Source organism: Kitasatospora sp. NPDC047058, assembly GCF_040643935.1.
Lineage (GTDB): Bacteria > Actinomycetota > Actinomycetes > Streptomycetales > Streptomycetaceae > Kitasatospora.
This window is the reverse complement of sequence record NZ_JBEYVJ010000232.1, coordinates 1-11,832: the sequence shown is the minus strand read 5'-3', so window position 1 is coordinate 11,832 and position 11,832 is coordinate 1. Positions and strand designations below refer to the sequence as shown.

Annotated in this window: 12 protein-coding genes and 1 pseudogene; 4 read left to right on the top strand and 9 right to left on the bottom strand. The window is 72.5% G+C overall.

The annotated features are described in order from the left end of the window. Nucleotides 1–80 precede the first annotated feature (80 nt). Nucleotides 81–215: a hypothetical protein gene (locus ABZ885_RS27245; protein WP_360193863.1), complete on the bottom strand. Its 135-nt coding sequence runs from the start codon at nucleotides 213–215 to the stop codon at nucleotides 81–83. 202 nt (nucleotides 216–417) lie between these two features. Between ABZ885_RS27245 and ABZ885_RS27240 the strand changes: the two genes are divergently transcribed. Then, nucleotides 418–1,728: an XRE family transcriptional regulator gene (locus ABZ885_RS27240; RefSeq protein ID WP_360193860.1), complete on the top strand. Its 1,311-nt coding sequence runs from the start codon at nucleotides 418–420 to the stop codon at nucleotides 1,726–1,728. Here ABZ885_RS27240 and ABZ885_RS27235 read toward each other — a convergent pair. Both ABZ885_RS27235 and ABZ885_RS27230 read right to left on the bottom strand, forming a co-directional pair. Further along, nucleotides 1,725–2,534: an alpha/beta fold hydrolase gene (locus ABZ885_RS27235; RefSeq protein ID WP_360193858.1), complete on the bottom strand. Its 810-nt coding sequence runs from the start codon at nucleotides 2,532–2,534 to the stop codon at nucleotides 1,725–1,727. The genes ABZ885_RS27240 and ABZ885_RS27235 overlap by 4 nt on opposite strands. 197 nt (nucleotides 2,535–2,731) lie before the next feature. Further along, complete coding sequence (locus tag ABZ885_RS27230) at nucleotides 2,732–3,655, bottom strand: hypothetical protein (protein ID WP_360193855.1); 924 nt, start codon at nucleotides 3,653–3,655, stop codon at nucleotides 2,732–2,734. Nucleotides 3,656–3,781: 126 nt separating this feature from the next. Here ABZ885_RS27230 and ABZ885_RS27225 point away from each other — a divergent pair. Further along, a pseudogene (locus ABZ885_RS27225) lies at nucleotides 3,782–4,294 on the top strand (transposase); the annotation flags it as partial. Here ABZ885_RS27225 and ABZ885_RS27220 read toward each other — a convergent pair. From ABZ885_RS27220 to ABZ885_RS27205, 4 genes are all read right to left on the bottom strand, one after another. After that, on the bottom strand, nucleotides 4,295–4,648 hold the full coding sequence (locus ABZ885_RS27220) for a type II toxin-antitoxin system PemK/MazF family toxin (protein WP_360193853.1): 354 nt from the start codon (nucleotides 4,646–4,648) through the stop codon (nucleotides 4,295–4,297). A gap of 673 nt (nucleotides 4,649–5,321) precedes the next feature. Continuing rightward, nucleotides 5,322–6,836, bottom strand: coding sequence for an FAD-binding protein (locus ABZ885_RS27215; protein ID WP_360193850.1), 1,515 nt, complete (start codon nucleotides 6,834–6,836; stop codon nucleotides 5,322–5,324). A 113-nt stretch (nucleotides 6,837–6,949) separates the two neighbouring features. Then, complete coding sequence (locus tag ABZ885_RS27210; protein WP_360193847.1) at nucleotides 6,950–7,252, bottom strand: hypothetical protein; 303 nt, start codon at nucleotides 7,250–7,252, stop codon at nucleotides 6,950–6,952. Between the two features lie 222 nt (nucleotides 7,253–7,474). After that, entirely contained in the window at nucleotides 7,475–7,777 is a 303-nt protein-coding gene (locus ABZ885_RS27205; RefSeq protein WP_360193845.1) for a cupin domain-containing protein, read from the bottom strand. Nucleotides 7,778–7,936: 159 nt separating this feature from the next. Between ABZ885_RS27205 and ABZ885_RS27200 the strand changes: the two genes are divergently transcribed. After that, nucleotides 7,937–8,239: a YciI family protein gene (locus ABZ885_RS27200; protein ID WP_360193842.1), complete on the top strand. Its 303-nt coding sequence runs from the start codon at nucleotides 7,937–7,939 to the stop codon at nucleotides 8,237–8,239. 131 nt (nucleotides 8,240–8,370) lie between these two features. Here the strand turns inward: ABZ885_RS27200 and ABZ885_RS27195 are convergent, their stop codons facing one another. Beyond that, complete coding sequence (locus tag ABZ885_RS27195) at nucleotides 8,371–8,742, bottom strand: hypothetical protein (RefSeq protein ID WP_360193839.1); 372 nt, start codon at nucleotides 8,740–8,742, stop codon at nucleotides 8,371–8,373. 13 nt (nucleotides 8,743–8,755) lie between these two features. Further along, nucleotides 8,756–9,613: a leishmanolysin-related zinc metalloendopeptidase gene (locus ABZ885_RS27190; protein ID WP_360193836.1), complete on the bottom strand. Its 858-nt coding sequence runs from the start codon at nucleotides 9,611–9,613 to the stop codon at nucleotides 8,756–8,758. A gap of 440 nt (nucleotides 9,614–10,053) precedes the next feature. Here ABZ885_RS27190 and pgm point away from each other — a divergent pair, with 440 nt between their 5' ends. After that, on the top strand, nucleotides 10,054–11,691 hold the full coding sequence (gene pgm, locus ABZ885_RS27185) for a phosphoglucomutase (alpha-D-glucose-1,6-bisphosphate-dependent) (protein WP_360193833.1): 1,638 nt from the start codon (nucleotides 10,054–10,056) through the stop codon (nucleotides 11,689–11,691). The last annotated feature ends 141 nt before the right edge of the window (nucleotides 11,692–11,832 follow it).

Genomic DNA, 11,832 nt, shown 5'->3' with positions numbered 1-11,832 from the left:
TGACTCCTTATGTCCGGGCGCGGGGTGTGGTGAGCCGGGGAGGGTGGGCGGCCCCAGCCGTCCCGCCCTCCCGGGGTACCTCAGTGGTGGTAGGTGTGCGGGGCGGCGGCCAGCGCGCCGGTCCCGACGAGCCGGCTCACCTTGGCCTGGAGCGCGGCGACCTTCTTCGGGTCGAGCGTGACGGCCGGGGTCTTCGCCGGGGTGGTGGTCTTCATGGCGTGGTCCTCCTTCGTAGAGGGGGTGTTGGGGACTCGGCCGTGCGGGCCGGTCCGGTGTCTCTCAGTTCACCGCCGGCCGCGGCCGGGGTCGAGGCCGGACCACCGGACGCATCACCGGACACCGTGACGGATAGGTAGTGCTCCCTCGCTCACGGTGGCCATGACGGCTACCGTGGTTCTGGAATCCCGGGGGGTGCCCATGCCTGAACACACCGTCGCCAACTGGCGGTTCGTCGCCGCCCGAGTCCAACGGGGCTGGCACACGCAGGAGGATTTCGCCGCCGCGTACGACGAAACGGCCCGCGACCTGGGCGAGCGGGCCAGGATCTCGGTCCGGCAGGTGCGGCGGTGGGAGTCGGGCGAGTCGGCCTGGCCCAACCGGGATGCGAGGCGCGTGCTGGAGGCGATGTTCGACTGCCTGCTTGAGGATCTCGGCTTTCGCCGGCTCGCCCGGCCCACCGGACGGCGACCGGACGGGAGCGGACGACAGCTGGAGGAGCACGTGCGCCGACGGACATTCCTGGGCTTGGCGGGTGCCGTTCCGGTGCTCGACCTCACGGCCCTGGACCACCTCACCGCCGCCGCGAACCACGCCCGCCGGCACGGCCGGGACGAACTCCTCGGCCACCTGCGAGGTACACTGGACGATGCCGCCCGCGCGGACGGGCTGGCCGGCCCGCACGAGGTGCTGCCCACCGCGCTGGGCATCCTCGCGGCGATCAACTCCACCGCCCGCACCGCCGGAGAGGACCTGCGGCGCGAGCTGCTGGTCCTCGGCGCCCGCGGCGCGGAACTGGCCGCATGGCTCCACCGGGACGCCGGCGCCTATGCCCCGGCGGTCGCCTACTGGCATCACCAGGCCAAGGAGTGGGCGACCCTGGCCGGCGACGGCCCGATGCACGCCTACGTACTGCTCCGCCAGGCCCAGGCGACCGAGCGCACCGAGGCGGGCAGGATGCTCGACCTCGCCCGCGCCGCCACTGGCGGCCCCTGGACCCTGCCACCGCGACCTCGCGCCGAAGCCCTCCAGCAGCAGGCCCGGGCGCTGGCCCTCACCGGTGCCGGCGCCGACCAGGTGACCCGCGTCCTCGACCGGGCGCACGCCGCGCTCGACCAGGCAGCCCCGCCGAGCGGCCCCGCCACCTGCACCGGCCCGCTCGGCGACAGCTACACCCGCGAGCGGCTGATGGTCCAGAGCGCGATCTGCTATCGCGAGGCCGGCCAGAGCACACGAGCCGTCGGCATCTTCGGCGAACACCTGGCCTCGAACGCGTTCGCGCGCCGCGACCGCGCGTTCTTCACCGCCCACTACTCCGGCGCCCTGGTCGGCGCCGGCGAAGTCGACGAAGCCGCCACCACCGCGCTCACGTCCCTCGCCCTTGCCGCGGGTGCCCGCTTCGGGCAGGCCCTCGCCGAGCTCCACCGCACCGCCGACGACCTCGCGCCGCACGCCAGCCGCCCGGCAGTACGCGAGTTCCGGCAGCGGCTGGGCGAGCTGGCCCCGGCCTAACCGGCCAGGAAGACGCCCACCCGCTCGATCACCTCGCGCTGCCACGCCTGCGACTGCGGGTGCAGGTACCGCGGGTCGTCGTGGACGGCGAAGCCGTGCTGGGCGCCGTCCAGCTCCACCAGCTCCACCGGTCCGCCGAACATGGGCCTGTGCCAGCGGGAGGAATCGACCGGCACAAACGTGTCCGCAGTGCCGTGCACCATCAGCACCGGCGCCCGCACCCCGGCCAGGATCGTCGGTGTGTCCAGGTAGAAGACCTCGTTCAGCAGGGCCCGGTTCAGCTCGAACGGCGACTTCTCGGTGAAGCCCTGCTCCTCCAACCGCACCGCCAGGTCCCCGGACAGGTAGTCGTCCGACCATCCCGGCCGGGAAGTGACGTACCGCTCCTTGTAGTCCAGCCGCGGGTTGAGTAGCACCAGCTTGTCCACGTCCTCCGGCCGATGGGCGGCGTGCAACGCGGCCGCGCCGCCCGAGAACGACGCGGCGACCACGTGCACCGGCCCCGACCGGCCGGTCAGCATGCGCACGTGGTCGCAGGCCGCCCGGATGTCATTGGTCACTGAGGCGATCGTCAGCTCCGACTCACGCCCCCCGCTGGCCCCATGCGCCCGCAGGTCGAACCGCAGACTCGTCACCCCCGAGCCGGCCAACCCGGCAGCCAGACGGGTGAAGAACCCACCCTCTTCCCGGGTCACCCCCGATCCGTGCACGAGTACCGCCACAGAGCCCTGTGCCCTTGCCGCGCACACCGTGCCGAACAGTGCGGTGCCGTCCAAGGACTGAAATACCGTCTCGTGATCGACCATAAGCAGATGGTAGCCACCCGGCTTGCGCTCCCGGGGCGGATCGTCCACCGGACGCGCCTGACCAGGGTGTCGTTGGTCGGACGCTGTCGGGACCGAGTCGGGCCGCATCGGCGCGGCAGGAACCTCTCACAGGGGAGGTCGGCTTCGGGGACGTGACGGTGTGGCGGGTGACGACGCAACCTCGGGACGGATGCGGCTCAGTTCCTGGCGCTGATCTTCTTCTCCCGCATCAACTTCTCCAACTCCTGCTCGGACAGCGGGTGCAGAGTGTCCAGGAGATGGCGTAGCCCGACTTCATCGAGCGTCTGGCTGGCGACCTCGACCTCCGTGGTCGGATAGCGGCGGGTGAGGGTGACGGCGCGGGTGCCACCGGAGAACTCGCGGACCGTGAGCATCTCGCCGTTCGTTTCCGTGCAGGTCACTCCCTCCTCCGCGTGCTCGGGGCACCGGGGTGGCGGCGAGACTGGCGAGCGCACGGTCAAGCCCACATAGCCGAGTTCCTCTCCCTGCCGGACGGGCCGGTATTCGACGATGAAGGAGCCGGCGCCCACCTCGGCGCGGGACACCTCCATGCCCCGCGGTGCGGCGCCCAGGTAGAGCAGCTCCGAACGCTCCCGGTACCGCGCGACCTCCCTCTCGGACTGGTGCTGCTGGGTCTGTGCGGGGCCGACGAAGCCCGCATAGACCACGACAGCCGCCAGTACGGCCAGCGCCCCGAGCCGAACCTGCCGGCTTGGTACGAAGAACGCCGCCGCCACGGTGTACGGCAACCCGGTCAGAGCGATCCGGGTACCGGCACTCCCCAGGTCGACGTTCCCGCTATAGGCGGCCAGACCCGCCAGGACGCCGAGCGTGCCGAGGACGAAGACCATGACCGCCCAGCCCAGCCGCTGCGGCACCGAGCCGCACAGCGGCACGACGGTCCGCGCCGGTATACCCGCTGCAACCAGCAAGCCGACCGTCAGCGGCACACCCAACCCGACGACCGGCACCGTCGCGCCGACCCCGCCACCCCAGGCCGTCAGCACAAGTCCGAAGCCCAGCGACGGCACCACGGCCGTCATCAACGCCCAGACCAGGAAGAGATGCAGGGCCGTCAGCGCCGCTTTCCCGCTTTTCATACTGCGGATCCTGTCAGCCGGCCCCCTGGCCCACATGAGTACCCGTACTCAAACCAGCCTTGCCGCTGCGCCTCGCGAGGCGCAGCGGGGCGTTGGAGTGGCGGCGTGGACTGCCTGGCTGCGGGGGAGGGCAAGCCGAACCGGCTGCCGGCGACCTACCACCGCACCCTCGGCGTCACGTACTTTCACGGCTGCTACTCGGTAGGCGACGACACGTTGTGGGGCGTCAACCGGCGCCGCAAGGGCACCGCGAACACCCTGGCTGCACTCAGGTCGATCCGGGCAGCGCGCCCGGACGGCGCCCCGGTCTACGTGATCCTGGACAATCTCTCCGCCCACAACAGCCAGAAGATCCGCCGCTGGGCGAAGAACAACAACGTCCACCTGTGCTTCACCCCGACCAACGCCTCTTGGGCGAACCCGATCGAGGCGCGCTTCGGACCGCTGCGGCAGTTCACCCTCGCGAACTCGAACCATCCGAACCACACGGTCCAGACCCGAGCCCTGCACGCCTACCTGCGGTGGCGCAATGCCAACGCCCGCCACCCCGAGGTCCTGGCCGCCCAACGGCGCGAACGCGTCCGCATCCGCAGCGAGAAGGGACTCCGCCGGGGCGGCCGGCCCGCGCTCGTTGCCTGATCAAGCACCCTGGCGCACTGCCCGCTCGAGTCCACCAGCGCGGAGGGCGTCCTTGATCTCGTCGAGCTTCGCTGACGACAAGGCTCCCACCCGCTCGATCAGGTCTTCCCGGGCCAGTGTGACCAGCCAAGTGCACGGGACAAGTCCGGGACGTGGGAGCGCCACTCGAAGAACGCCCCCGAGAGGCAGCCCCTCTGGAGCCCCCACTGCCACCTCGACGGCCACACCGCTGATCTCGGTCCCCGCAGGAGCGACGACTTGCATCGCTCGGAACCCGGACGCTTCGTCTCCTGACAGCAGCACGACCGGCCGTCGCTCGTCAAAGTCCACCCACCAGACTTCGCCGCGTTGCATGTGCCCTCCCGATGCAGGACCGCGGGGAAACCCTGCACACCCCGGACCGAACCTCATTCTCCGCCGTCATCCAACCAGTCCAGTCGTCGCAGCCGCCGGCGAAAGCCGGTGAACCTTCGCGGTCACGGCACTAGACTTCGATGCGCCGTTGCCACCAGGGCAGATGCTGCGGGGCGAAGGGGTCGTTGACCGTTCTGCCGAGGATGCGGGCGTCGACGGGGGCCAGGGCGGCTCGCAGCTCCCGCCGCGCCCCGGGAGCGCAGGTTCCAGGCCGCCACTTCGAGCAGCGTGCGGATGTGTCCGGTCGGGCCGTCGGCGTACCCGTAGTGCGAGTCGTCTGCACTGTGGGGGTGCCCGGCCCGCAGGGTCCAGCGCCGGAGCGTGAGTGCGACTTCGCCCCTCGGCAGGCCTCGGCCGCGCTCGAAGGTGGCTATCCGGCGGTTTGCTGACGCAGACAACCCCGGTATGACGGTTCGTCCGTCATACCGTGTGTCCCGGAGCGGCAGCTGGGACCTGATCTCGCGCGGAGTCCGGCGAGGCATGGCGACTTCCTGAGGATGTTGATGCTGTCGGGCCCCGGACGTCAGCCCGGCTGCCAACGATCCTCAAGGACCGGTGGATGGTCACGAGCGGCCCCCGGCCGGCCGGGGGCCGCTCGTGACCATGGTCACCGTCAGGAGTGGATGCCCTGGCCGGGGGTGAGGATGCCGACGGGGTCGTAGCGGTGCTTCGCGGCGACGGCGGCGGGCCAGAGGGGGCCGTAGTGGCGGCGCCAGTCGGTGCGGGTGAGGCCGGGGATGGCGCCGATGAGGTAGCGCTTGCCGCCGAGGGCGACCGCCCGGTCGTAGAGGGTGCGGTTGCGGCGCAGGGCGGCGGCGGTGTCGGCGCCGGGGGTGGGGAAGGAGATCAGGTCGAAGTGCCAGCCGATGGGCTCGGCGGGCATCACGGCCATGGGGCGGGTGAACAGGTCGGTCCGGAACGGGTAGAAGAGGAGCAGCCCGGCGCCCAGGTCCTCGGGCGTGAGCAGTGCCTCCGCCTCGCGCAGGAACGTCGCGGTGGTCGAGGCCGGGAGGAAGAGGCTGATCCACGGCTTCGGCTGCCCCCAGAGGCCGGCCGCCTTGAGGTAGTCGGCGAAGCCGTCCACCCGGAACGCGTACTCGCGCGCGGTCTGGTCGACGACCGTGGTCTCGGCGGGCAGGTGGTGCAGTCCGTGCAGCAGTTCCGCGCGGTCGGGGACGGCGGTGCCGTCGTAGTGGGCGACGAGCTCCGCCTTGTAGCGCCAGCCGGTGCCCGCCGCGTTGCGCATCACCTCGCCGACCTGGAGGTCGAACCGCTGCTCGGTGGTCAGCCGCTCCTGGTCCGCGAGGAAGGCGGCCGGGTCGTCGTAGAACAGGGTGAACACCAGGGCCCGCTCCCGGGCGCGGACCAGGCGCAGGGTCGCCCGGACGATGATCCCGGCCTGGCCGCCGCCGGCCAGCACCGCGTCGAACAGCTCCCGGTTGGCCGTGGGGGAGGCGGTGACCAGCTGCCCGGTGCCGGTGACCACGTCGACCGACTCGACGGTGTCCACCTGCAGCCCGTACCGCTGGACGGCGCCGCCGATCCCGCCGACGCTCAACGTGCCGCCGACCGACAGGTGCAGGTAGTCCGTCAGGCAGGGCGGTGCCCAGCCCTGGGCGAGCGCGGCGTCGGTGAGCTGCGCCCAGGTGACGCCGGCCTCCACGACGGCCCGGCCGGGGGTGACGGCGATGATCCGGTCCAGGCCGCGGGCGTCGATGGCGAGGCCGCCGGGGGCCGTGGCCTGCCCGTAGCTGGAGTGCGACTCCAGTTCGGCCGCGGATCCGGTCCCGCTCTGGCCGTTCATTGCCACGGGGATCCGGTGCCGGTGCGCGAACGCGACGGCCGTGGCGACGTCGCGCACCGACCCGGGGCGCAGCACCGCCCGGGGCGTGGCGGTGACGAGGTGTCCGAAGTCCCCCGCGAAGCGGGCGAGGGTGTCCGGGTCGGCGACGACGCTTCCGTCGAGACGCGGCAGGGCGGCCAGGTCGGCCGCCCCAGGGGCCGGGACCACCTCCGCGCCGGAGGCGGAGCCGGTGACCGCCCAGGAGCGTGCCGCGGTGTTCCAGCCGATGACCGTGGCCGCCGCACCCACGAGCAGTCCGCGACGCGGTAGAGCTGACTTGCTCATTTCAGATTTCTCCGATCAATCGTCATATCAGCAGTGTTGTACCGCAGTCGGCTCGCGTGCGGGCAGCATTCGCCCCTCCTCCGCTGCGGGAGCGGAGGAGGGGCGGGTGCGGATCACAGCATGGCGCGGTGCGCCAGGGCGTCGGCGAGCACCTCCGCCCGGTACGGGTTGCGCTCCTCCAGAGCCTCCGCGACGGCCACCGCCTCGTCCAGCACCTCGCGTGCCGTCGCCGGGTCGCTCCCCGCCAGCGCGATGGCCTCGCGGATCAGGACGACGACCAGCTTGGACCCGTACACCTCCGGTGCGGCGGAGGCCAGCAGCCGGTACGCCCCGAGCGCCTTCGGCCCGCGCAGGATCCGGTCGTTGCTGCTCAGCAGCAGGACCCGCGCCCGCAGCAGCGCATCCTGGTCCACCATGTCGATTCCCCCTCGATTCGCCTGCTCCCTCCCGGCCGGCTGGGCAGCACGACGTGCGCGACGGCGCCCGCGGACGGGGGCCGGCACGGGGCCGGGGGAGTGGATGCGGACGAGTCTGCGGGCCCGGGGCACCGTGCGGCAAGGGAGGACGAACGTGCGTTGGGTCCTACCGGCGAGGCCGCTGACCTGGCATGATGGGGCCTGACACGCTGCCAGGACCGGTCAGGGGCCGGCCTCGACGATCACCAGCGTGCCTCGGCTGCCCGCCGCCACCGCGTGCGGAACGCCCGCCGGGACGACGTACATCCCGCCCGGCCCCACCGGTACGGCCACGCCGTCGACCAGCAGCTCCAGCCGGCCGTCCAGCACGAGCAGCACCTCGGCCAGGTCGTGCCGCTCCTCCGGCAGCGGGAGCCCGTCCATCCGCAGCACCTTGACCTCGGTCGGGCCCACCCGGCCCAGCACCTGCGAGCTCCACGCCTGCGGCAGCGCCGCCGCGGCTGCAGTGACGTCGATCGTGTTCACGGCACACCTCTTCCCGCGCGGCCTGCCCGCGCCCTGTCGTCCGGTGGATGCCCTGAACGCTAGCCCGCCGTCCCTCCCCGTTGGTCGACCGTTCGGTAAAATCCCGTGCCCGTCAGGGCGGCTGACGGCGGATCGGGGTGGACGGCTAGCCTGGGCGGCATGTTCGTTCTGGAGCTGACCTACACCGCACCGCTGGACCGCATCGACGCCGTGCTGCCCGAGCACGTGGAATGGCTGAAGGCCCACTACGCGGCCGGCACCTTCCTCGCCTCCGGCCGCAAGGTGCCCCGTGACGGCGGCCTCATCCTCGCCGCCGGCGTCGACCGGGCGGCGGTCGAGGAGATCACCCGCACCGACCCCTTCACGGTGGCGGGCCTGGCCACGTACGCGGTCACCGAGTTCGTCGCGACGACCACCGCCCCCGCCCTGGACGCCTACCGCGAGCAGCTGCCCGCCTCGTAGCGCTCGGCCGCCTCGTAGTCGGCCCGCCCCGCTGCGGCACGACGGATCCGGTCCGCGTGGGACCGGACCCGTCGTGCCGCAGCGGGTTCCTGCAGGAGTGGTCCTCCTCGCGCCCGTTCGGGCTTCCGGCCTCAGGTGGTCCCGTCGCCGGCCGCGTCGTCGGGTGGCGCGGGCCGGGGCGGGTCCGGCAGGAGGCGGAGACGGGTGCAGGGGACGCTGACGTAGAGACCGGCCGGGGTGACGACGCGGCAGCGTTCGTCGTCGGCCCGGACGAGCAGGGCGACGGCGGTGCCGGCGGGGATGATGCCGTCGGGTGCGCCCTCGGGGCTGTTCGGGTCGTACCAGTACGGCTGGTCGGCGGTGAGCGTGTGGGTGAAGCGGTTCGGCGGGGGGCGTACGACGTTGTCCCGGGGGACGACGGACTGGCTGTCGAGGACCGAGGCTTCGGGACGCCGGACGACGTAGCGCTCGTCCTCGTGGTGGGGTCGGTCGTGGTCCGCCATGGCGGGTGGTGCCTCAGGCGACCTGGAGGCTGTCGGCGGGCAGGACCTCGGGGATGGTGGGGATCACGACGCCGACGTCGATCGGGGCGGTGCGGGTCCGCAGTGCACCGCTCTCGGCGAGTTCGAGGTGGTTGGGCAGCGTGTACGGATCGGCGGCGTCCAGGTCGACCACGTAGCCCAGGTCCTTGAGGCTGGCCACGGTCAGCCGGCTCAGCGGGTTGCCGGCCCGGCCCACGAAGCCGGTCATGAGTTCGTTGTCGAAGACGGTCTCGCGCCAGTGGCCGTCGGCGGTACCCGGCCCGCCGGTGTTCTCGACGGGGACGGCCCTGGGTGCGGTGCGGCCCGTGAGAACCGAGTACTCGGCCTCGGCGTTCCGGCCGACGAAGGTGGGGTTGTTGGTGCCGGCGCCCCGCAGCAGGCGCTTGCGCGTCCAGACGGTACCGATGCCGAGGGCGTGCCCCATCTCGTGGGTGATGACGTCGACGAGCGTGCGGTTGGCCTCCATGGCGGCGAGGTCGTCCTTGTCGAAGGACATCAGGGCGGTGACCGGGAGGAACTTCGAGGGTCCGGGGCCGGGGCGCAGCCGTGTCGGTCCGCACTCGCCCAGGGTGCCCTGGGGGCCGTCGATGGTCTTGCCCTCGGCCTGGACGAGGAGGTCGTCGACGATCCGGTCGCCGACGGCGACGTCGGGCAGGTCGCCGACGATGACGCGGGCCCAGCGGTCGGCGGCCTGCTTGAACGCGTCCTGCTGGGCGGGGGACAGCCCGCCGAGGAACTCGACCTCGATGGTGAAGGGGGAATCGGTGTCGGCGAGGCGCTTGGCGGCCTCGGTGTCGGCGTGCGCGATGTAGGGGGTCGCGTTGGCGCTCATGGGTTTCCCAATCCCTTCGTGGGAAATCTCCGTCACGGGGTGAAGGGTGACGTGTGCGGAGAGTGGCGGGGTGTGACGGCAGTTCAGCGCCCGGCGCCGGGTCCTTCCGGACGTCGGGTGGGGAAGGACTGACGGCCCGTAGGGGCGGTGGCGTGGCGTGCTGGTGTGGTCGGCGGTCCGCCGCCTGCCTTCTTCGAGTGTGTCCCCCGGCCGTGCCGGTCCGGAATCCCCAGTACTACCCCTGTTCACTGAGTGGCGCGGGCGATGCAAAGGGTGACGGAGGGGGTGTCGCCCCGCGGTGGATGTGCGGAGCCGGCCGGGCCTGGCCCGCCCGGGTACAGCCGGGGGTCGTGTTCTGGTTACGATCGGTGAGCACGGGGCAAGGAAGCGCCGGGCCGGCCGGGCCGGCGACCGGACAGGGAACTGGTGGGAGACAACAGATGGCACACGCACGGGCCGGTCAGCTTGCGCAGCCGGACGACCTGGTGGACGTGGCGCGGGTGGTGACGGCGTACTACGCGCTCCACCCGGACCCGGAGGAGCCGGGCCAGCGCGTGGCCTTCGGCACCTCGGGCCACCGCGGCTCCTCGCTCGACGCGGCGTTCAACGACGACCACATCGCGGCCACCACCCAGGCGATCTGCGAGTACCGGGCCGCCCAGGGCATCACCGGCCCGCTGTTCCTCGGTGTGGACACCCACGCGCTCTCCGAGCCGGCCAGGGTGACCGCGGTCGAGGTGCTCGCGGCCAACGGCGTCACCGTGCTGCTCGACAGTGCCGACGGCTACACGCCCACCCCGGCCGTCTCGCACGCGATCCTCGCGCACAACCGCCGCAACCCGCAGGCCCTGGCCGACGGCATCGTGGTCACGCCCTCGCACAACCCGCCGCGCGACGGCGGCTTCAAGTACAACCCGCCGAGCGGCGGCCCGGCCGGCTCCGACGCCACCGGCTGGATCCAGGACCGGGCCAACGCCCTGATCCGCGACGGCCTGCGCGGCGTCAAGCGGGTGCCGTACGCCCGGGCGCTGACCGCGGCGACCACCGGCCGCCACGACTTCCTCACCGCCTACACCGAGGACCTGGTCTCCGTCCTGGACCTGGACGCCGTCCGGGCGGCCGGCCTGCGGATCGGCGCCGACCCGCTGGGCGGGGCGTCCGTCGCCTACTGGGGCCGGATCGCGGAGACCCACCGGCTCGACCTGACCGTCGTCAACCCGGTCACCGACCCGACCTGGCGCTTCATGACGCTGGACTGGGACGGCAAGATCCGGATGGACTGCTCCTCGCCCGCCGCGATGGCCTCGCTGATCGGACGTCGCGACGAGTACGCGATCGCCACCGGCAACGACGCCGACGCCGACCGGCACGGCATCGTCACCCCGGACGGCCTGATGAACCCGAACCACTACCTCGCGGTGGCCGTCGACTACCTCTACCGCCACCGGGCCGACTGGCCGGCCGACGCGGCGGTGGGCAAGACCCTGGTCTCCTCCTCGATGCTGGACCGGGTCGCGGCCGACCTCGGGCGCGAGCTGACCGAGGTGCCGGTGGGCTTCAAGTGGTTCGTCGACGGGCTGCTGGAGGGCTCGATCGCCTTCGGTGGCGAGGAGTCCGCCGGGGCGTCCTTCCTGCGCCGCGACGGCGGGGTGTGGACCACCGACAAGGACGGCATCCTGCTCGCCCTGCTGGCCTCGGAGATCACCGCGGTGACCGGCCGTACGCCCAGCGAGTACTACCGCGACCTGACCGCCCGCCACGGCGCCCCGTCCTACGCCCGGGTGGACGCGCCCGCCGACCGCGAGCAGAAGGCGCTGCTGGCCCGGCTGTCGCCGCAGCAGGTCAAGGCCGGCGAGCTGGCCGGGGAGCCGATCACGGCCGTCCTCACCGAGGCGCCCGGCAACGGCGCGGCGATCGGCGGGATCAAGGTCTGCACCGAGAACGCCTGGTTCGCCGCCCGCCCGTCCGGCACCGAGGACGTGTACAAGATCTACGCCGAGTCCTTCCGGGGCGACGAACACCTCGTCCGCGTCCAGGCCGAGGCGCGCGAGCTGGTCACCGAGGTCCTGGCGGGCTGAGCCGCCACCCTCGCAGCGGCGGTCCGGTCCGACGCGGACCGGGGCCGCCGCTGCGGCGTGCTCTCCCGGCCCCGGCCCGCCCAGCCTCAGCGCGACCGGCTCACTGCGCGGTGGCCGGCTGTTCGGCGTCGCCGAAGCGCG